We start from the raw sequence: 19,266 nt of genomic DNA on the forward strand, positions 1-19,266 counted from the left end.
AACGTACCATGTGTTTTTTTTGTCCCTTTTTTTAAAAGAGGCATGCTGCACACTTGTTGCGGCATGTCTCTTTTTTTTATAAATATGAAGATGAGGAGGAAGGTTAGATGTTAAAAATTAGAGAGGTACGCCTGGCAAAAACAGTAGGGGAGACTGAAAGTGGTTAGTTAAACACAAGGGGGAGTGACAGTTATGTTTACCGTGTTAAAAAAATTAAGTTGGTTTTTTAAGGAAAATTGGAAGAGATATTGCGTCTCGATAACCTTGTTAATTATAGTGGGGCTATTGGATGTACTGCCGCCCAAATTAATAGGAATGGCTATCGATGATATTCATGTTGGTGTTATTAATAATGAGAAACTTATTCAATATTTAGGGATTCTTTTATTCATTATGGTCTTGTCATACGGAATCACCTATATTTGGATGTATCAATTACACGGCGGTGCCTTCCTAGTGGAAAGAAAACTTAGATCCCGATTTATGCAGCATTTATTAAAAATGACACCGGGATTTTATGAGAAAAATCGGACAGGAGACTTAATGGCTCGCGCGACGAATGATTTAAAAGCCATTTCTACTACAGCTGGTTTTGGAATCCTGACGCTTGTTGATTCAAGTGTCTGGATGTTGACATTGCTGATGACAATGGGAGTTTTCATTAGTTGGAAGCTTACCATCGCTGCAATTATTCCTCTCCCGGTTATGGCGATTATGATGAAAATATATGGAAAAAGAATCCATGCACGTTTTATGGAAGCACAGGATGCCTTTGGTGAATTGAACGACCGGGTCCTTGAGTCTGTAGCGGGTGTTCGGGTGATTCGCGCATTTGTCCAAGAAAAAGCTGATCATGATCGGTTTCATCAATTAACAGAAGATGTTTACCATAAAAACATTAACGTAGCAAAAATCGATGCCTTATTCGATCCAACTATTAAGGTACTGGTTGGTATTAGTTATTTAATAGGACTTGGATATGGTGCCTATTTAGTTTTTCACCAAACGATTACTTTAGGTGATCTCGTCTCCTTCAATGTCTATTTAGGGATGTTGATTTGGCCAATGTTTGCGATTGGAGAGTTAATCAATATCATGCAGCGGGGAAATGCCTCGTTAGATCGTGTGAATGAAACTATCAATTACAAGCAGGAAGTTGACAATCCCTCCATTCCAGTGAAAATAGCAGCTGTTGACAGAATTGATTATCAACAGGTCACCTTCCGTTATCCTTCTTCAAAGAATGACAACCTGCAAGAGGTTAATGTTCATTTGATACAGGGGCAGACACTTGGAATCGTTGGTAAAACGGGGAGTGGAAAAACAACGTTTATAAAGCAGTTATTAAGACAATATCCGCTGGGGGCGGGGGATATTTTCATTTCTGGGGTTTCGTTGGAGAAGCAAGCGATAAATCAAGTCCGAAGCTGGATAGGGTATGTACCACAAGATCATGTGCTCTTCTCTAGGAGTGTGAAAGATAATATTCTTTTTGGCAAGAAAGATGCGAGTGATCAAGAGTTAGAGACAGCAATTGAGTTGGCCGCCTTTCGGAAAGATCTCGAAATGCTGCCGGAAGGTCTGAATACACTTGTAGGGGAAAAGGGTGTAGCCCTGTCAGGCGGGCAAAAGCAACGCATTTCCATTGCGCGTGCCTTAATTAAAGACCCGGAACTACTTATTCTTGATGATTCCTTATCAGCGGTAGATGCTAAAACAGAAAAGAAGATTATCGATAATATTCGCAGGGTGAGAAAAGACAAGACAACGATCATTACTACACACCGTATGTCTGCTGTCCAGCATGCTAACCACATTATCGTCCTAGAAGAAGGGGGCATTGTGGAGGAAGGGACACATGAGCAGCTTCTCGAATGTAAGGGATGGTATCATGAACAATTTATCCGTCAACAAATTGCGGGAAAAGTTGAGGAGGAGGTGTCAGTATGACTACAGGAAAAAGATTAACTCGATATGCGTTAGCATATAAAAAAATCATTTTAACGGCATTAGTCATGCTGACCATTTCTGTTGTAACAGATCTAGCAGGACCTTTTATAGCTAAAAATATCATTGATCAACATATTTTAGGGATTGAATCGGTTTGGTATGAAACAGCTAGTGAAAATAAAGCTGTAAGATATCATGATAAATTTTATAAACAGGAAGCATATTTTTTCAACAATCAAGAAAAGGGAAAAGCGATACAGATTTTGCAGGTTGGTTCCAAGTTTGTTCTTATTGACGAAAAGCTAGAATTTGATGGGAAGAGGGGGTTAAAAAAAGATACACTTACCGTTAGCACTGGAGACCGACACGCACAATATCCTGCAAAGGTCCTTCAAACGTCTGAACTGTTCCTTTTTTATCAACCTGAGATTCCCATAATATTTCAATTATTGTTTCTCTACTTAGGGCTCATGGTAGTTTCCGCTATTTTTCAATACGGAGAACGCTTTTTATTACAGAAGTCAGCCAACCGCATTATTCAAAAGATGCGAGAAGATGTTTATGGGCAGCTGCAACGACTTCCAATCAGCTACTTCGATAATTTGCCTGCTGGAAAAGTAGTAGCAAGAATTACCAATGACACAGAAGCGATCCGTGAATTATATGTCACTGTTTTAGCCACTTTCTTCACAAGTGCCATTTACATCACTGGGATTTATATAGCCTTGTTTATTTTGAATGCCAAGCTTGCCGCCATGTGTATATTGCTGCTTCCGATTCTATATGCCTGGATGTTACTATATCGAAAGTATGCGTCTAAATATAATCGCATCATCCGTTCAAGGAACAGTGATATTAATGCCATGATCAATGAATCCATTCAGGGTATGAGTATTATTCAAGCATTCAGTCGTGAAAGAGAAACAACAGAAGATTTTGAAGAACTAAACACTCAACATTTTACGTATCAAAATAAATTGTTAAGTTTAAATGCACTTACGTCGCATAATTTGGTGGGAGTATTGCGAAATCTTATTTTTGTAGCCTTTATTTGGTATTTTGGCGGTCAGGCATTGAATTCCAATACCATCATTTCATTAGGGATGCTCTATGCGATTGTGGATTATATTAACCGTCTCTTTCAGCCAGTTCAGGGGATTGTTAATCAGTTAGCGAATTTGGAGCAAGCTCTCGTTGCTGGTGAACGAGTATTTAAACTGATGGATGAGCGAGGGGAAGATGTTAGTATGGAGCGGACCACTCGCTTTCAAGGGAATGTCCGCTTTGAACATGTTTCTTTTGGATATAAGGATGGAGAATACGTTCTAAAAGATATTGACTTTGAGGCAAGTCAGGGAGAAACCATTGCATTGGTGGGTCACACCGGCTCTGGTAAGAGTTCCATCATGAATTTGCTTTTTAGGTTTTATGATTGTCAAAAAGGTAAAATTACAATCGATGGAAAGGATATTGCAACGATTCCCCGGCAGACGATTCGAAATCATATGGGAATTGTCTTACAAGATCCATATTTATTTACTGGGACCATTTCTTCAAATGTGAGTATCAACGACCCTTCAATTTCAAGGGAAATGGTAGAGAAAGCCTTAAAAGATGTTGGGGCTGAAAAGGTGTTTCGAAATTTAGAAAATGGGTATGATGAACCGGTCATTGAGAAGGGAAGCACCCTTTCAAGCGGTCAGCGGCAATTAATATCCTTTGCCCGTGCGCTTGCCTTTAATCCAGCCATTTTGATACTTGACGAGGCCACCTCAAGTATTGACACAGAAACAGAAACGCTTATTCAAAACGCGATGGATGTCTTGAAAAAAGGGAGAACGACCTTTATTATTGCACACCGTTTATCCACGGTTCGAAATGCCGATCATATTCTTGTTTTAGATCGGGGAACAATTGCTGAAAAAGGAACACATGACGAATTGATGGAGAATAAAGGGAAATATTATCAGATGTATCAACTTCAACAAGGCAGTAACGAGTTAGCAGGTTAATATCAAAGCTGGCCCTTCTTAAAAAGAGTGCCAGCTCTTTTTCTATAGAAGAAAAATGGGATTCTCTAAAAAGTGTAATTTTTATCACTTGCTAGTACAGCAAATTATGATAATTTAAAAATGATTTAGTTTTTAATTTATAAAATGGGGTGGGATGTATATGTCAGACTATTCAGTTGTACTAGCAATTGGCAGTTTTTTAATTCTTTCTTATTTTATCGGATATACACTCGTTAAATCATAGGCTGCAGACAAAATGTCTGCAGTTTTTTTTTGCGTCGGGAATCACAGTTCAGGGTAATATGATAATAAAATAGTCATCATTGGATATATTTATGTAAGTAGGAAAATAGTGAGGTGGTTGTTTATGGAGTATAGAATTGAAAGAGACACACTTGGTGAAGTTCGAGTGGCAGTGGATAAGTTCTGGGGAGCACAGACGCAGCGCAGTAAGGATAATTTTAAAATTGGAATCGAGAAAATGCCACTTGAACTAATTTATGGTTTGGCTTATATAAAAAAAGCAGCGGCCATGGTAAACCATCAATTAGGTAAACTCAGTGAGGCAAAAATGAAGGCAATGATCAAAGTCTGTGATGATATTCATAGAGGAAGATTAGATGAGCATTTTCCATTAGTGGTTTGGCAAACGGGCAGCGGTACACAGACAAATATGAATGTCAATGAAGTCATAGCTAACCGAGCCAACCTTTTATTAAAAGACCTGGGAAGCGAAGAACGCATTCATCCCAATGATGATGTTAATATGTCACAGAGCTCTAATGATACCTTTCCGACCGCAATGCATATTGCTGCTTATTTAAAAATAACCCAGAATCTTCTGCCCGCCATTTTGGAATTAAAAAACACGCTGTACGAGAAAGAGAAAGATTTTTCCACAATCGTAAAAATTGGCAGGACCCATTTACAGGATGCCACACCATTGACACTCGGACAGGAGATTAGTGGATGGAGGGCAATGCTTGCAAAAAATGAAAAAATGATTAAAGAATCCAGCCAGTATTTGCTTGATTTAGCAATTGGCGGTACTGCCGTAGGGACGGGAATTAATGCTGACCCTGAATTCGGAGAAAGGGCAGCTAAACAGCTTTCATTAATAACGGGACACCCATTTAGGTCTTCGGCCAATAAATTTCAAGCTTTAACCAGTCATGATGAGATTGTTCATGTCCATGGTTCACTAAAAGCCTTAGCGGCTGATTTAATGAAGATAGCCAATGATGTGCGCTGGCTGGCAAGTGGACCTCGTAGTGGAATTGGTGAAATTAGTATTCCGGCCAATGAGCCAGGAAGCTCCATCATGCCGGGAAAAGTGAATCCAACACAAAGTGAAGCGTTAACAATGGTGGCGTGTCAGATATTTGGAAATGATGCTGCTATTGGCTTTGCTGCCAGCCAAGGGAATTTTGAGCTTAATGTCTTTAAACCAGTCATCATTTATAATTTGATCCAATCTGTCAGTCTTCTTACTGATGGTATGCATTCTTTTAATGACAACTGCGCAATCGGAATTAAGGCCAATGAAGAAATAATTAGGAACCATGTAGAACGGTCATTGATGTTGGTCACGGCACTTAATCCACATATTGGTTATGAAAAAGCAGCCCAAATTGCTAAGCTGGCTTTTAAGGAAAATTGTTCCTTGAAAGAAGCAGCCATAAAAACTGGATATATAACGGCTGAGCAATTTGCTGAATGGATCAAGCCTGAAAAAATGGTATGAAAATGAAAGCCCCCTCCATTAAAGGAGGGGGCTTAGCCATATTATTAATTTGTACAATAAGGTTTGTTAAAAATTAGCGTTGGAAACCGCTAAGTTGAGATTGTGCCATTGATACAAGACGTTTTGTAATTTCTCCACCTACAGAACCGTTAGCACGTGAAGTAGTGTCTGCACCAAGGTTTACACCAAATTCTTGAGCGATTTCTTGCTTCATTTGATTAAGAGCTTGCTCGACGCCTGGTACTAAAAGTTGATTAGAGTTGTTGTTACTTGCCATAGTTGAATAACACTCCTCTTAATAATTTTTTGGGTCAGTATGGAATTGAACCATATGATTGCCACCTTGGCCTAACCCATATTATCAATGCTGCTTGATAAGTTTTTAAAAATTGGAGATGCTTTATAGTAGTTGGTTGGATGATCCGGAGTTGCACCGGTTACTACCCTTAAAGGTTTCATCCATCGGTGTAATTGTTGCTTTGTAATCTTTATTATGATTAATTTTTGAGGTTATATTCAAAAACTATTTGGTAATTTATTACTTTACATAGGGCTTGTAAGTTAACGCAAACTAAGAACATCTAACAAACAAAAGGGTGAAAGATATGACCATATGTCCTGTCTGTAATGGACTAAGGGAAGTTTACTTATTGTGCGCAAATTGTGGGGAATCTATGAAGGAAAGCGGCAGGTTAATCGATTTTTTTGATGATTACAGTGCCTATATGGAAATCGATTTAATGAAAATGGAGGATGGGTATCCTGATACAAATTCAGGTCATAAATGTCCGCATTTATATCAATGTCCATCTTGTCAAAAGGACGAGATAATTTTTGTGAAAGAATAAGCCCCGTTTATTCGGGGCTTATTGTTATCTATTTTTTATTATAAGAATAAATAAGTTTTGACTTTGAGAATTGCCCGGCTCTAGGCATACGCCGCTGACCAGGGCGCTTCCGCTTTTCTTTACTCTAAGGACGAATTCTTAATTCGCTATCAACGTCAAAGAAGTGTGCTTTGTTCATATCGATTGCTAATTCGATTGTATCTCCAGGATGGATATCTCCGCGTGAATCTACGCGGGCAACAAAGTCTTGTTCATCAATTGAAGAATAAATCATCAATTCTGCACCTGTTAATTCGGCAACATCGACATTTGCTTTAATAGATGTTCCAGTTGATGCATCAATGAAAACAGGCTCATCATGTATGTCTTCAGGGCGAGTTCCAAGAATAATTGGTTTGCCAACATAACCTTGGTCACGAAGGAACTTCATTTTTCCTTCTGGAACGGCAAGTGAAGTTTTTCCGATCACAAATTTCCCATCTTCTAGTTTCCCATTAAAGAAGTTCATTGCTGGTGAACCGATAAAGCCGCCAACAAAAACATTTTCAGGTCTTTCGTATACTTCTTTTGGTGTTCCAACTTGCTGGATCACACCATCCTTCATAACAACTAACCGTGACGCCATTGTCATAGCCTCGGTTTGGTCGTGCGTTACATAAATGGTTGTTGTATCTAAGCGGCGGTGTAATTTAGCAATCTCTGCACGCATTTGAACACGCAGCTTCGCATCAAGGTTTGATAATGGTTCATCCATTAAGAAAACCTTAGCATCACGGACAATAGCGCGTCCTAATGCAACACGTTGCCGTTGACCGCCTGATAATGCTTTTGGTTTACGAGTTAAGTAAGCTTCTAGTCCAAGAATTTTTGCTGCATCATTTACACGGCGATCAATTTCGTCTTTAGGGAATTTACGCAGTTTCAATCCGAAAGCCATATTATCATACACAGTCATGTGCGGATAAAGAGCATAGTTTTGGAAAACCATGGCAATATCACGGTCTTTCGGTGCTACATCATTAACTCTTTTTCCATCAATGTAAAAATCACCTTTTGAAATGTCTTCAAGACCTGCAATCATTCGAAGAGTTGTGGACTTTCCACATCCAGATGGGCCAACAAATACGATAAACTCTTTATCTTCAATGTGTAAGTTAAAATCCTGTACGGCCGTTACTTTATTGTCATAGATTTTAAAAATATGGTCCAATTTTAATTCTGCCATTAGTAATTCCTCCCTGTTCTCACTTATACATTAAGTTTACAGGGATAGGACAAAAATCTAAATAGACAGGTTGCACAAAGTTTGAAAACGCTTTTTTGGGCAGGTTGTCACATTTTCTTTTCAAAAAGGAGACAAGTCAGAAAGACAGTAAATGCCCCATAAAAATCTTTTAGTCCAATTCCAGTTTTCTCGGTGAATTTATCAATGCGATATTGGAGGGTATTCCGATGGATATACAACTTTTTTGCCGTCAAACTTGCATTTAAATTATTTTCTAAAAAAAACTTAATTGTTGAAAACAATTCTGGATCTTCAATAAATACGTCGACTATTTCCTGGGTGGCCTTTTGTTTTAAATCAACCGGTAAACGATGTGCTAAATAGGCTGGGAAGATTCGTTCAAAAGTGAAAATATTAGGGGTGCTTAGGTTATTAAGAGCAAATAAAAAGTATTCTTTTTCCTGCTGAAAAGTAGCACGCAGCTGATCTGAAAATGGATGTGGTTTCCCAATAAAGAAAGTAATTTTTACATAAAAGTCGCTTTCAACTGTTTCTGTCATCGAGATTAATTCTTCCTCTAAAAGTGAAATCTGTTTCATTTCCTCTATCACTATCCCCTGGGTTTCGCTTTCCCAAACAATATAAACATCTTCCGTAAAAAAACCTTTTAAAGCAAATTCAATTTCCGTTTGATTGGCAGGAACACCCTGAATGTGGAATTGGATAAATCGTAAATTTGTCCCAGAATAATGAGTTGGGAGATGACCTTCTAGAAATAAAAAATCATACCATTCATTTGCTGCAGGAGAGAGTGTGGTTAATTGAAACTCTAAGAATGTATAAAGAGTCTTAAGAAGATTAACTTCCTTATCACTTATTTCGGTTTTAGGTATTCCAATTCCAACATGCTCAGACTCACTCCAAAAGTAAAAAAGAGGTTCGGAAGGATTCTCGGGTCTTGAGGTTAGCAAAGTCGCATTCTCATATATTGATAGTAAATTTTTTAACATAACGTTGTCCTTATCTTTTAAAATTTTTTTACAGTTTTGTTTCTATTATACCAATAGTAAAGCAGGCGGGCATAAATGATAAAGGCTAAGCCTATTTTGGCTTAGCCAGTTACTAAAATTAATCATGGACTATTGGAGGTTGTTCTTCAGTAAGGTCACGGGCTTCCTCAATATTTGTGCTATCTTGACGTGAATGTACAGAACCACCCGACAAGCCTTCATTTATCATTCGATCTACATCCATATAAGCCTTATCTCTTCCTTCATATACAGAGGCATCATTTGTGTTCTTTCTCTTTTCCACTACGAAACATCCCTTTCGCTAGTTAATAGCTTTGTTAATTATATTGTGGAAAGAAACGAGATTTCATTCACCTTAAGGATGTTTATCAGATTAATCATATACGTGAAAGAGCATTAGTTCATGAATTTGGCTGGTAAGCGTCTCAATCGCTTCTTGTTTTGGTTGAACTGTTGTCCATTCTATTCTTCCTGTCTGGTGGTAAATCCCTGTAAACCTTTGTTTATTATAATAAAATGAAAAGTTCCAACCTGGAATGCTTTTATTTGAATATAGCGGTTTGAATTGGAAATGCATCAGCATAAAAACCATCCTCCTTGAAGACAATCTGTATACCTACAGCTTACCTTGAATAGGAGAATATTTAAATAAAAATTTTGTTAATTCTGATTAATAAGTTGCATAAATAGACGACAAAGGTGGACTATTTTTCGTTCTTCAATTTCGGTTTCATCAAAACTCATCGGCTTGGAATTTACTTCATATATATAATATTTACCTGAACTGCTAACCCCAGCATCGATGGAAAATTCACCAAAATATCCAAGCTCCTGTGATAGGGCTTTACCAATAAGAGGGACAATTGTTTGAATGAACTGGTCATGTTCACTCGTTTGTAAAAGTTCATAGGGGAGCAGTCTGCCGCCAGCTGGAATATGAGTGGTGACTTGCTGATTTTGAGATTGTCTAATGCCTACCCCTGTAAGGACATAATCATCTTGATCAGCATGAGCGATGATTCGAAAGTCAAAACGGTTCCCCTCATATAATGCTGACTTTATATCCTCCTGTGCTAGATACTGTTTTTCTATTAATACTTTGTTCCAGACTTCCCAAAACTGAGCAAAAGAATCGTACCTTTCATGCCGATTAATACCTTCAAGGCGAATGAACATAGTGTCCATTAATTGTAAACGTACAATTCCATTACCCTTTGAAGCATGTCTGGGTTTCAAATAAATCAACGAATACTTTTGCAAAAAGGAGAACAATTCATTCTGATCTTGCACGAGGAGTGTCTGAGGCAAATAATGTTGGAGTTGAGCATGTTTTTTAAGTAAGAGAAAAAGTTCATATTTATCTATAAAACAAGGGTTAAAATAGGGAATTTTTCTCTCTTGTAAATTTAAAAAAAGACGCTGGCATGTTTCCTCTTTTTCTGACTTTCGAAAAGGAATTCGATTATAGACAATGTCAGGATAGGGAAATATCGCTTTTTTCCACTGGTTATTTTCCAGTGAAAAAGTGTAGCCAATGATAAAGTCTTCCTCCACTTCTTCTGAAATAAAGACAAAGCTTATTCCATTATGAGAAATAAGCTTTTTTTGCAGCTCAATAAATAACTGACCATTCCCAGCTATGGATCCATTTGCTTTTCGGGCCGTCAAGATGCCAACTAGTGGACCTGTTTCACGCTTTTTCATTTAAATAATTCCTCTGGATGTAATAACGATTGCTCGGTAAGGAAGATGGCAAATGCTATCGATAATTTGCAAGTTAATAAATCAAATGCTTTTAATTCTGGATGACTGAAAATAGACCTTCCGGGCTTAGAATTTGCTTCAAAAAGCCAAACATCTCCATTTCGATCAATCCCCAAATCAAAGCCAATTTCCCCAATAATCCCCTCAACATTTTGATCAAGTGCTGAACTTAAAAGCAGCGCAGCATCACTCAGTTTTTCCATATACAATTCGCATTCTTCTTTAGGAAAGATTTCAGCGATTGTTTTAATATCCCCACCACTGCGAGCATGGGTAGTAACACTGCCAGGACCGGCAATTTTAGCGGCAATGGCTGTGACATGCCATTTTCCAAATTCATCCTTATTAGTATGGACCCGAAAATCAATCGGACGAGTGTTTTGTCTTAGCAAGTGAATCCCTTGCTGTACGAGCATTTTTTCTAGTGATTGGTCCACAAACACGGAATTAACTAATTGCTCAATGCTTGAATATCTTCGTAAGCGATTGACTCCATCCTTATCTTGAAAGCGGCAATAATATTGGTCTTTGTATTTGTCGTATATTATTTGATGAACACCCAGTCCTAAGCTGCCGTTTTTAGGCTTAATAAAAATATGTCCATACGTGGAGAGCATTATTTCAAGTAAGGAAAAGGACGTAAACGGATGCGTCTCAGGTAAGTATTGCGTAACAGCAGCCTCGTTTTGCAGCCTTTCGTAAATATCAAGTTTATTAAAAAAACCAGGATTATACCAAGGAATTAGATATTCCTTTTGCAGGCGATCTCGGACCTTAATTAATTTTGGATTTTCTTCACTTTTACGATTTGGCAGGCGGTCGTAAATCACATTTGGAAATGGAACCTCCACACTATGCCAAGCATGATTATAATAAAAATATCCTTCAATTAAGCCTTGTTCCCAATTAATATGCGGCTCCCCGAATACAAAGGCTAAGGCTCCTACGGAGTTATTAACGGAAAGCAGTTTAGAAAAAAACAATGTTCGTTCCCCCATCGGCTGTTGGGATATTGATGTGAAGCCTGCTGTGAAAATTCCAACCAATGGTCCAATATAGAGAATTTCTCCTTCTAAAAAGGCATGAAGTGGCACTTTAAAATGAGGGAATTGAATCCCTTCCTGTATATTCCTGCTAATAACGATTTGGTCAATCCGATCAGGGTGGGGGAGAAACTCAACTTCCATTGATTTTGAGCCAAAAGCAATCTTTTTTATCTGATTGTCACGAATAAGTGCAGGAGGGCAGAATACAATGCATTGATCATTTTGTGCAATTTCAATGTGATAATGTTTTCTCATAATATTTCTTCCTTTCATTTGGATTAATCTGTGAAAGGTATTTGCCATAAAGGAGAGGGGCAAGGTAAAGAGTTTCCTGCAGTTCAGGCTGGGTCTGTAACAAAACTTTTCTCCCTGGTTTAGAATTAATATCTAATATCCAAATGGACCCATTTTTTGCAATACCAATATCGACACCAATTTCAAATAAGGGCATAAATTCATTTTCAAGAGTAGTGGGGAGAATGGTAAGAATAAAATCTAATTCTTGGCAAATAAATTCCCCCATTGTCGGACGTAAGGATGAAAGCCAATCTGAAAAGGTGAGGGCCGAACCACCCGCACTTAAGTTTGAGAGGATTCCACCGGTACTGCCAATCCGAATCCCTTTTCCGCGTTCTCCCCAAATGCCATGGTCGTTTTTTTGCAAAAGGATTCTAATATCAAAAGGCTGCCGCTCCTGATTGGATAATTCAAGGTATGGCTGTAACAGATAGGCGCGTTGTTTTAATAATGATTGAAGCCATTGAATTAGTTTCGATTCATTAGGGAAAATTCGTGAAATAATCTTTTTTTGTTTTTCGGTTTTGACATGAAAGGTTCTCTCATTTTTTTGAATGTAATAAATTCCGTATCCCTGTGAACCGTTGATCGGCTTTAGAATAATTTTTTTCTTTTCAGCTAATTCATCTAAAACAATACCTGGATCTGAAACTGACAGTGTTGGAGGTAAGTAGGAAGATAATGGTGTGTTTTTAATGGCGTTATATAATTCGAGTTTATTAGGCAGTCCGTAGCCTAAAAAAGAAATATCTTGTCTGCTCTTTAACCAAGAAACGATGGGCATGCATTGTTTTGAATGTTCATCATCTCCATAAAAACAGCGGTCATAAATGAGGGATGGGATTGGTAATTCACATTCCATCCAGGATGTAGTGCTCGGTTCAAATTTCCTGCCTTTAACTGTCAGTGTAGTTGGATTAATATCTGAGGGAATAAATCTAAAAACCTGCATCCCGCAAGATTCTGCTTGAACGGATATCTCGTTAACATAGGTCAGTTCACAATCCATGTTTAACGTCATAATTCCAAATATAATCAACTTAGGTCCTCCTATATATGGGAAGGTAAGCTCTCTAGTCAAAAGCAAGTTTCGTACAAAATTGAATGATTGCTTTAGTAGATGGTCTTATTTTACCTGACCCATCTTCAAATTTTTTCGAAGGTTTCGAGTTTACTTCAATTAACCATGGTTTTCCATTCGAGTCGACACCAATGTCAATACCAAGCTCACCCATAATACCTCCTGATTGCTTGCTGATTACCAGGGCAGTTTCAAGGGCCAATTCTTTGATAAGCCGAAGTATTTCCAAAGCTTTTATGTGATTCATACTAATCCGTAAAGCATCCAATGGTTTTGTCATTGTTCCGCCTCTTGCCAAATTGGAGACAAATTCTTGATCAGACCCAATTCTTGCTACAGTTGAGGTTACTACCCATTGATTGTTTACATTCTGATGAACTAATACTCTGAAGTCAATGGGGCAAGAATCTTGGGATACTAGGTCAATTCCTTGCTGAATGATATATATTTGGTTTCGGACCAGCGGGATGATTTGTTGTTCGATTTCAGAAAACGAATATTTTTTATCACCATTTGAGGGCAAGCCTGGTAACGAGGTTTGAAACGAGTAAAGACTTCCAATTTCTTGAGTTACTTTGATAATATTTCTCCCTTGACTGCCATGAATAGGCTTTATAAAAACTGAGTTGTTTTTTTTGATGAATTCTCGAAAATGATCTTTTGAAAATAGTTTGGTCTCGGGAATATATGAAAAAAGGTGGTCCTCAGTTTGTAATTGCTCATATACATCCCATTTAGAAAGAAAACGGTCATTAAAAAAGGGAATCATTAATTGATTAAGTTTTTCTCTGAAATCTTTAAAGGGCTGCTTATGTTCCAGTTTTCTTGAATGAATTCGGTTATAAATGACATCGGGGATTGGAAGTTTCCCTGAAGTCCATTTTCCATCCTTGTAATAATATCCCAGGCTGGGGAATTGATCGTACGAAAATACATAAAAAAAGCCCCCATTTTTAGTTACCCAATGATGTAATTCCTCACAAAATAAATGAATGGAACAAAAGTGGGGTTCACCATTTTTCTTAAGATTAATATCAGTTAGTAAGCCAATTACAGGACCAAGTTTCAATGTATGAGTATCTGGCAGATAAATGGCCTGAAAATTATAGGATTGAATTGGCAAATCACAAGATTCTAGTATTTCTGCAGGAAAATAAATTTCATTATTAGTAGGCGGATTGGCTGTTTGGATGTTTGTTTTTATTGACTTTTTTCCGATTGTAATAGTTAATTCCCTGCTCCTTTCCAATTGTAAATGGGAAAACAACTGGGGGGACATTTGAATGGAATCATCTTTAGATTTTAGATTTTTAGGAACAATCATAATCTGGGTTAACGAATATGACATACACACTCCTCATTTGCATAGTTTTAAGAATTGATGAGCTCATATGGGCATTAGTTGATATAAGTAATGTATGTGAAACCTCTAGGATGGTGATTTGAACATTCTCGCATTTAACTGAATAGTTTGGTATAGTTGTTAAGAATTGTTTACTAAAAAAGGAGTGAACCAATTATGGCAGTTAATTTATACGATTCCGCATATGCCCTAGAAACAGCTATTCGCCAAAGCGCTGAGTATATTCAATTAAACCAAGCGTATAACCAAGTTAATGCTGACCCTCAGGCTAAACAAATGTTTGAACAATTTCGTGAGATTCAAATGAACTTACAACAAAAACAGATGATGGGCCAAGACATTTCTGAACAAGAAATCCAGCAAGCTCAAGCAACCGTTGGTCTTGTCCAACAAAACTCAAAAATCTCACAACTTATGGAAGCAGAACAACGGATGAGCATGATCATTGGTGAATTAAACAAGGTCATTATGAAACCATTAGAGGATTTATACGGAAACATGTAATTCCCATTTTGCAGCGCCTTCGGTTCAATACCGGAGGCATTTTCTTTGTCTGCATTGTGACATGCAATCGATGAGTTTTATTCAGACTGTTCTATTCATGCGTGGAAACTCATAAAAGTGATATAAAGGTTATTTCACCAAGAACAGGGGGCAACATAATGATTTATCGCTTGCTTGCGTTAAATATTGATGGAACGCTTCTTCAATCGAATGGGAAAATTCATAAGTCAACAAAAGAGGCGATTGAATATGTCCAGCAAAAAGGAATATATGTCACGCTTGTCACATCGCGAAGCTACCCATCAGCACGAAAAGTCGCTAAGGCCTTAAAAATAAAAATGCCGCTTATCACCCATCAAGGGGCCTATATTGCAGGGGCTGAGGAAAAGCCTATATATGTTGCAAGGATTAGTGAGGATATTACCTATGACACTGTCAGCTTCTTAGAGGGGTTACCTTGTCAAATCCGCCTCGTCCATGAACAATTTTCACTAGCAAATAAGTTAAAGCTAAATAATCAACTACTCTCAAAAACTATTTTTACCTCTGGTGATCCAGTTTTCTATTCTCAACAATTTGTTACGTCATTAAGTGAATATTTACATGATCAGCCATTAACACCACCTAAAATTGAAGTTTATTTTGAAGAGGAAAGTGATGTAATTGATGCAAAGAAAGCGTTAAGTAAAATGTTTAATGAGATTGATGTCATTCAATTAGATTCTTTAAGGCTTGATATAGTTCCTAGTGGTGTCTCTAAGTTAGCGGGATTGTCCTACTTAGGTAAACAATTAGGTATCCATAGAGCGGAAATGGTTTATATTGGCGATGGTCTTGATGATGTCCCACTGATCGAAGCAGTTGGTCTGGGGGTTTCAATGTGGAATGCTGGTTTTGAGGTGAAACGAGCCTCTGACTGGGTAACAAGATCGGAAAACGAACACGGTGTGGCTTACATGGTAAAGGAACATTTTCGCAAACAACAGCCTATTGAGTTTTTGCGAAAGATGAAAATTATAAAAAGTTAATGAACAACGAAAAAAAGTTCTCCTGCTTTATAAAAGCGGGGGAATTTTTTTATGGTCTAGTAAATTAAAGATTTGAAGAGTTGTGGATAACTTTTTACTGGTTGAGACTAGTCCAGCTCCAGCGCCCAGCGGCTAGTGTCCTTCGCCCATCTCCCTACGATAAGTCAACATCGAATCGCTGACGCTCTTCGTGTTTCCTTTATCGCGTTTAACGGGCAGTAGATTCTCAACTGCCCGTAAGAACCCGATTGGTTCAACTAACAATCAGCGGAGAAAAACGTTCGCTAATTGAAGTTTCACCTTATCTCAGTCGATTTGCTCCAGGCCATACGCCGCTAACCGGGCGCTTGCGCATTTGTTCTTGTTCTGTATAAAGGATTATATATTCGAGATGTCGAATAATTACTGTGATTACCCCATAGAAATTTAAGGGGGAGTTAAAACGTTCTCAATATTGGAGGGGAGTAATAGCTATGATGCAAACACCTTTAACAATGACACAAATGATTAATCGGGCAGAGAAGTATTTTTCAAAGAAACAAGTTGTATCCAGGACGGCAAGCGGCATCCAAAGATTTACTTATAAACAAATTGCTGAAAGAACAAGGAGACTTGCTGATAGTCTTACGAAACTAGGAGTTACTAAAGGGGAGAGGGTGGGAACATTAGCCTGGAATCATCACCGCCATCTAGAAGCATATTTTGCTATTCCCTGCATGGGTGCAGTATTGCACACCATTAATATCCGATTGTCACCACAGCACATATCCTACATTATTAATCATGCCGAAGACCAGGTACTCCTTGTTGATTCTGACATCCTGCCATTGCTCGAAACTTGCGCCGCTGAATTAAAAACCGTTAAGGCCTTTGTCATTATGACAGATGAAAAGGAATTACCTGAAACCACTTTATCTCCTGTCTATCATTATGAAAAACTATTAGAAGAGGCAAATTCGAAATATCAATATCCTGACAATATTAAGGAAAATGACCCGGCCGGAATGTGTTACACTTCTGCAACCACCGGTAACCCAAAGGGTGTAGTGTATTCCCACCGCGGGATTGTTCTCCATAGTATGGCACTTGGACTAGCTGACAGTGCAGCTATAAGTGAAAGGGACATCGCCCTTCCTGTTGTTCCGATGTTCCATGCTAATGCCTGGGGGATGCCATTTACTGCGGTCTGGTTTGGAACGTCACTAGTGTTACCTGGACCATATTTTACGCCGAAATTGATAGCTGAACTAATTGAGCAGGAAAGAGTAACCATTACGGCTGGAGTTCCAACCATTTGGCTGGGCCTATTAAAAGAACTCGATGAAGGATCTTACGATATGAGCAGTTTAAGAGGGGTTCTATGCGGAGGCTCAGCCGCACCAAAAGGAATGATTAAAGCTTATGAACAACGTCATAACATTCCATTTATGCATGCATATGGAATGACAGAGACAAGCCCGCTTGCAGTCATTTCAACTCTTAAAAGCTATCAGGAAGAATTAGATTATGAGGAGAGACTAGACATCCGGGCAAAACAAGGAACCCTTGTTCCATGTTTAGAAATAAAGATCGTTGGTAAAGAGGGTGAGGTCGCTTGGGATGGTAAAGAAATGGGTGAGCTGTGCATTCGCGGACCCTGGATTGCGTCAGAATATTATCAAGATGAACGGACAAAGGAAGCATTTTCCGATGGCTGGCTTCATACGGGTGATGTGGTTACGATTGATGAAGAGGGATTTGTAAAAATTGTTGACCGTACAAAGGATTTAATCAAAAGTGGCGGTGAATGGATATCATCAGTAGATTTGGAGAATGCCTTAATGGCTCATGAGGCTGTATTTGAAGCGGCGGTAGTAGCTGTGCCACACGAAAAGTGGCAAGAACGGCCCATTGCATGTGTGGTTTTAAAAGATTCCTATAAAGGAACGATATTGAAAGAGGATTTACTTAACTTCTTACAGCCGCAATTTGCAAAATGGTGGATTCCTGATGATATTTTATTTTTAGATGAAATTCCAAAGACATCCGTCGGTAAATTCCTTAAGATGACGCTTCGTGACCAAGTCCAAAGAGAAGTTCTTGGAAAAATTAATTAATCTGGACAAGGGGGCATTCCTTTGTCCCCTTTGTGGTTCATTATAAATTTAAGTCTTTACCTTAGAAATGTCCAGCTACAGCGCATCTCTACCTTTCTAAAGAAAATTCAATATATTGAAAAAGCTTGTTTTTATTCAGAACATTTTTATATATAATGGTAATGAATGAACCAAAGGGAGGGGATATCCCATGTCAATGAATTACGTAACTGATAAAGTGAATTTACGAGTAAATGGGCGAGTGGCAACAATTGAAATGAATCGTCCTGAAAGCTTAAATGCAATGGATATTGATGTCATTAAAGGGCTTGTTTGCAAACTAAAAGAAATTAGCGAGTCCGATGATATTGATATTTTGGTGTTAACAGGTAAAGGTAAAGCCTTCTCTGCAGGCGGAGATATTAAAACCATGCTGTCGAACATGGATGGAAGCGATTTCTTCCCTGTAATGGACTGCATTAGTGAATTAATTATCACTCTTTATAGCATTCCGAAATTAACCATTAGTGCAGTTACAGGCGCTGCTGCCGGCTTGGGCTTTAGCCTTGCTTTGGCAACAGACTATATTATAGCCGACAAAACCAGCAAATTAGCCATGAATTTTATTGGTATTGGCTTGATTCCTGATGGCGGTGCCCACTTCTTTTTAGAAAAAAGGTTAGGTGAGACGAAAGCGAAGCAAGTCATTTGGGATGGTAAAATGTTAAGTTCAGAGGAAGCGTTATCGCTTGGGTTAATACAAGAAATAGCCGAAGGTGATCTTCAGGAAGCCTTAGAGACCAGGATATCTGATTGGTTAAAACGTCCTGTTCAGGCTATGATCAAGACGAAAAAAATTATGGCAGAAAAAAATCGTCCCCAATTATTAAAAATATTGGAGCTGGAAAAATACGGACAGCAAAAAATGCGCGAAACACATGATCATCAGGAAGGCATTAATGCCTTTATTGAAAAAAGAAGACCGATTTTTATTGGAAAATAAAACAAAGAAGCCGCCGGCTTCTTTGTTTTTGTTAAGAATGAAAAAGCAATAGCTTACCACTTGGAGACGTGCAGCGATGTGTCTTTTCTAATAGATTTTTCTCAGTTAAGAGTTGCTCACCTTGTTTCTTTGCTGCATCGTCATTCTCTGCTTGAAAACTTTCGTCTAGTATCTTCTCACCATTAACCTCAAAGGCAGTCAATTTATAAGTTTTCATCTTTATCCACCTCATATGAAAGATTGATACTACTATTTTCACATAATTCATTAAATTGTGCAAAAATAAAGTGAAACC

18 protein-coding genes are annotated in these 19,266 nt (G+C 38.2%); 8 read left to right on the forward strand and 10 right to left on the reverse strand.

Features of this window, described 5'->3' with window-relative positions; genetic code table 11:
- Positions 1 to 192: 192 nt before the first annotated feature.
- The 3 genes from AC4E8C_RS06160 to fumC all read left to right on the forward strand — a co-directional run bounded on the left by AC4E8C_RS06160 (position 193) and on the right by fumC (position 5,706).
- The gene (locus tag AC4E8C_RS06160; protein ID WP_490211092.1) at positions 193 to 1,950 is read left to right on the forward strand and encodes an ABC transporter ATP-binding protein; all 1,758 of its coding nucleotides are present in this window, start codon (positions 193 to 195) and stop codon (positions 1,948 to 1,950) included.
- Positions 1,947 to 3,962 (forward strand): ABC transporter ATP-binding protein, encoded by a 2,016-nt coding sequence (locus AC4E8C_RS06165; protein ID WP_490211094.1) that lies wholly within the window; start codon positions 1,947 to 1,949, stop codon positions 3,960 to 3,962. The genes AC4E8C_RS06160 and AC4E8C_RS06165 overlap by 4 nt, the downstream gene beginning before the upstream one ends.
- Before the next feature lie 367 nt (positions 3,963 to 4,329).
- Positions 4,330 to 5,706 carry a class II fumarate hydratase gene (gene fumC, locus AC4E8C_RS06170; protein ID WP_490211096.1) on the forward strand — a complete coding sequence of 459 codons (1,377 nt, stop codon included), beginning with the start codon at positions 4,330 to 4,332 and terminating at the stop codon, positions 5,704 to 5,706.
- 73 nt (positions 5,707 to 5,779) lie between these two features.
- Here the strand turns inward: fumC and AC4E8C_RS06175 are convergent, their stop codons facing one another.
- A complete protein-coding gene (locus AC4E8C_RS06175; protein WP_490211098.1) occupies positions 5,780 to 5,983 on the reverse strand; it encodes an alpha/beta-type small acid-soluble spore protein in 204 nt (67 codons plus the stop codon).
- Positions 5,984 to 6,380: 397 nt separating this feature from the next.
- Here AC4E8C_RS06175 and AC4E8C_RS06180 point away from each other — a divergent pair, with 397 nt between their 5' ends.
- Positions 6,381 to 6,554, forward strand: coding sequence for a hypothetical protein (locus tag AC4E8C_RS06180; RefSeq protein WP_490211100.1), 174 nt, complete (start codon positions 6,381 to 6,383; stop codon positions 6,552 to 6,554).
- Between the two features lie 124 nt (positions 6,555 to 6,678).
- On the opposite strand, the gene AC4E8C_RS06185 is transcribed toward AC4E8C_RS06180, so the two are convergent.
- From AC4E8C_RS06185 to AC4E8C_RS06220, 8 genes are all read right to left on the reverse strand, one after another.
- Positions 6,679 to 7,779, reverse strand: a complete 1,101-nt coding sequence (locus tag AC4E8C_RS06185; RefSeq protein WP_490211102.1) for an ABC transporter ATP-binding protein — start codon at positions 7,777 to 7,779, stop codon at positions 6,679 to 6,681.
- Positions 7,780 to 7,886: 107 nt separating this feature from the next.
- The gene (locus AC4E8C_RS06190; RefSeq protein WP_490211104.1) at positions 7,887 to 8,789 is read right to left on the reverse strand and encodes a PucR family transcriptional regulator; all 903 of its coding nucleotides are present in this window, start codon (positions 8,787 to 8,789) and stop codon (positions 7,887 to 7,889) included.
- A gap of 118 nt (positions 8,790 to 8,907) precedes the next feature.
- Entirely contained in the window at positions 8,908 to 9,093 is a 186-nt protein-coding gene (locus AC4E8C_RS06195; RefSeq protein WP_490211106.1) for a hypothetical protein, read from the reverse strand.
- Positions 9,094 to 9,183: 90 nt separating this feature from the next.
- Complete coding sequence (locus tag AC4E8C_RS06200) at positions 9,184 to 9,393, reverse strand: YheE family protein (protein WP_490211108.1); 210 nt, start codon at positions 9,391 to 9,393, stop codon at positions 9,184 to 9,186.
- Between the two features lie 77 nt (positions 9,394 to 9,470).
- On the reverse strand, positions 9,471 to 10,514 hold the full coding sequence (locus AC4E8C_RS06205) for a YheC/YheD family endospore coat-associated protein (RefSeq protein ID WP_490211110.1): 1,044 nt from the start codon (positions 10,512 to 10,514) through the stop codon (positions 9,471 to 9,473).
- Positions 10,511 to 11,875, reverse strand: a complete 1,365-nt coding sequence (locus tag AC4E8C_RS06210; RefSeq protein ID WP_490211112.1) for a YheC/YheD family endospore coat-associated protein — start codon at positions 11,873 to 11,875, stop codon at positions 10,511 to 10,513. The genes AC4E8C_RS06205 and AC4E8C_RS06210 overlap by 4 nt, the downstream gene beginning before the upstream one ends.
- The gene (locus AC4E8C_RS06215) at positions 11,853 to 12,956 is read right to left on the reverse strand and encodes a YheC/YheD family endospore coat-associated protein (protein WP_490211113.1); all 1,104 of its coding nucleotides are present in this window, start codon (positions 12,954 to 12,956) and stop codon (positions 11,853 to 11,855) included. The genes AC4E8C_RS06210 and AC4E8C_RS06215 overlap by 23 nt, the downstream gene beginning before the upstream one ends.
- 34 nt (positions 12,957 to 12,990) lie before the next feature.
- Complete coding sequence (locus tag AC4E8C_RS06220) at positions 12,991 to 14,346, reverse strand: YheC/YheD family endospore coat-associated protein (protein WP_490211114.1); 1,356 nt, start codon at positions 14,344 to 14,346, stop codon at positions 12,991 to 12,993.
- 171 nt (positions 14,347 to 14,517) lie between these two features.
- On the opposite strand from AC4E8C_RS06220, the gene AC4E8C_RS06225 reads away from it, so the two are divergent.
- The 4 genes from AC4E8C_RS06225 to AC4E8C_RS06240 all read left to right on the forward strand — a co-directional run bounded on the left by AC4E8C_RS06225 (position 14,518) and on the right by AC4E8C_RS06240 (position 18,971).
- On the forward strand, positions 14,518 to 14,865 hold the full coding sequence (locus AC4E8C_RS06225; protein ID WP_490211116.1) for a YlbF/YmcA family competence regulator: 348 nt from the start codon (positions 14,518 to 14,520) through the stop codon (positions 14,863 to 14,865).
- A 158-nt stretch (positions 14,866 to 15,023) separates the two neighbouring features.
- Positions 15,024 to 15,893: a Cof-type HAD-IIB family hydrolase gene (locus tag AC4E8C_RS06230; RefSeq protein WP_490211117.1), complete on the forward strand. Its 870-nt coding sequence runs from the start codon at positions 15,024 to 15,026 to the stop codon at positions 15,891 to 15,893.
- Positions 15,894 to 16,366: 473 nt separating this feature from the next.
- Positions 16,367 to 17,989: a long-chain fatty acid--CoA ligase gene (locus AC4E8C_RS06235; RefSeq protein ID WP_490211119.1), complete on the forward strand. Its 1,623-nt coding sequence runs from the start codon at positions 16,367 to 16,369 to the stop codon at positions 17,987 to 17,989.
- 190 nt (positions 17,990 to 18,179) lie between these two features.
- Positions 18,180 to 18,971, forward strand: coding sequence for an enoyl-CoA hydratase (locus AC4E8C_RS06240; protein ID WP_490211121.1), 792 nt, complete (start codon positions 18,180 to 18,182; stop codon positions 18,969 to 18,971).
- A 31-nt stretch (positions 18,972 to 19,002) separates the two neighbouring features.
- On the opposite strand, the gene AC4E8C_RS06245 is transcribed toward AC4E8C_RS06240, so the two are convergent.
- Entirely contained in the window at positions 19,003 to 19,188 is a 186-nt protein-coding gene (locus AC4E8C_RS06245) for a YhzD family protein (RefSeq protein WP_490211123.1), read from the reverse strand.
- Between the last annotated feature and the right edge of the window lie 78 nt (positions 19,189 to 19,266).

It is taken from the genome of Neobacillus sp. SRL179, from assembly GCF_984799095.1.

Excerpts from the sequence above, each read along its gene's own strand:
- AC4E8C_RS06180 (WP_490211100.1), top strand. The coding sequence starts at position 6,381 with ATGAAGGAAAGCGGCAGGTTAATCGATTTTTTTGATGATTACAGTGCC.
- AC4E8C_RS06165 (WP_490211094.1), top strand. The coding sequence starts at position 1,947 with ATGACTACAGGAAAAAGATTAACTCGATATGCGTTAGCATATAAAAAA.
- AC4E8C_RS06220 (WP_490211114.1), bottom strand. The coding sequence starts at position 14,346 with ATGTCATATTCGTTAACCCAGATTATGATTGTTCCTAAAAATCTAAAA.
- AC4E8C_RS06185 (WP_490211102.1), bottom strand. The coding sequence starts at position 7,779 with ATGGCAGAATTAAAATTGGACCATATTTTTAAAATCTATGACAATAAA.
- AC4E8C_RS06230 (WP_490211117.1), top strand. The coding sequence starts at position 15,024 with ATGATTTATCGCTTGCTTGCGTTAAATATTGATGGAACGCTTCTTCAA.
- AC4E8C_RS06245 (WP_490211123.1), bottom strand. The coding sequence starts at position 19,188 with ATGAAAACTTATAAATTGACTGCCTTTGAGGTTAATGGTGAGAAGATA.
- AC4E8C_RS06225 (WP_490211116.1), top strand. The coding sequence starts at position 14,518 with ATGGCAGTTAATTTATACGATTCCGCATATGCCCTAGAAACAGCTATT.
- AC4E8C_RS06175 (WP_490211098.1), bottom strand. The coding sequence starts at position 5,983 with ATGGCAAGTAACAACAACTCTAATCAACTTTTAGTACCAGGCGTCGAG.
- AC4E8C_RS06200 (WP_490211108.1), bottom strand. The coding sequence starts at position 9,393 with ATGCTGATGCATTTCCAATTCAAACCGCTATATTCAAATAAAAGCATT.
- AC4E8C_RS06235 (WP_490211119.1), top strand. The coding sequence starts at position 16,367 with ATGATGCAAACACCTTTAACAATGACACAAATGATTAATCGGGCAGAG.
- AC4E8C_RS06205 (WP_490211110.1), bottom strand. The coding sequence starts at position 10,514 with ATGAAAAAGCGTGAAACAGGTCCACTAGTTGGCATCTTGACGGCCCGA.
- AC4E8C_RS06210 (WP_490211112.1), bottom strand. The coding sequence starts at position 11,875 with ATGAGAAAACATTATCACATTGAAATTGCACAAAATGATCAATGCATT.
- AC4E8C_RS06190 (WP_490211104.1), bottom strand. The coding sequence starts at position 8,789 with ATGTTAAAAAATTTACTATCAATATATGAGAATGCGACTTTGCTAACC.
- AC4E8C_RS06240 (WP_490211121.1), top strand. The coding sequence starts at position 18,180 with ATGTCAATGAATTACGTAACTGATAAAGTGAATTTACGAGTAAATGGG.
- AC4E8C_RS06160 (WP_490211092.1), top strand. The coding sequence starts at position 193 with ATGTTTACCGTGTTAAAAAAATTAAGTTGGTTTTTTAAGGAAAATTGG.
- fumC (WP_490211096.1), top strand. The coding sequence starts at position 4,330 with ATGGAGTATAGAATTGAAAGAGACACACTTGGTGAAGTTCGAGTGGCA.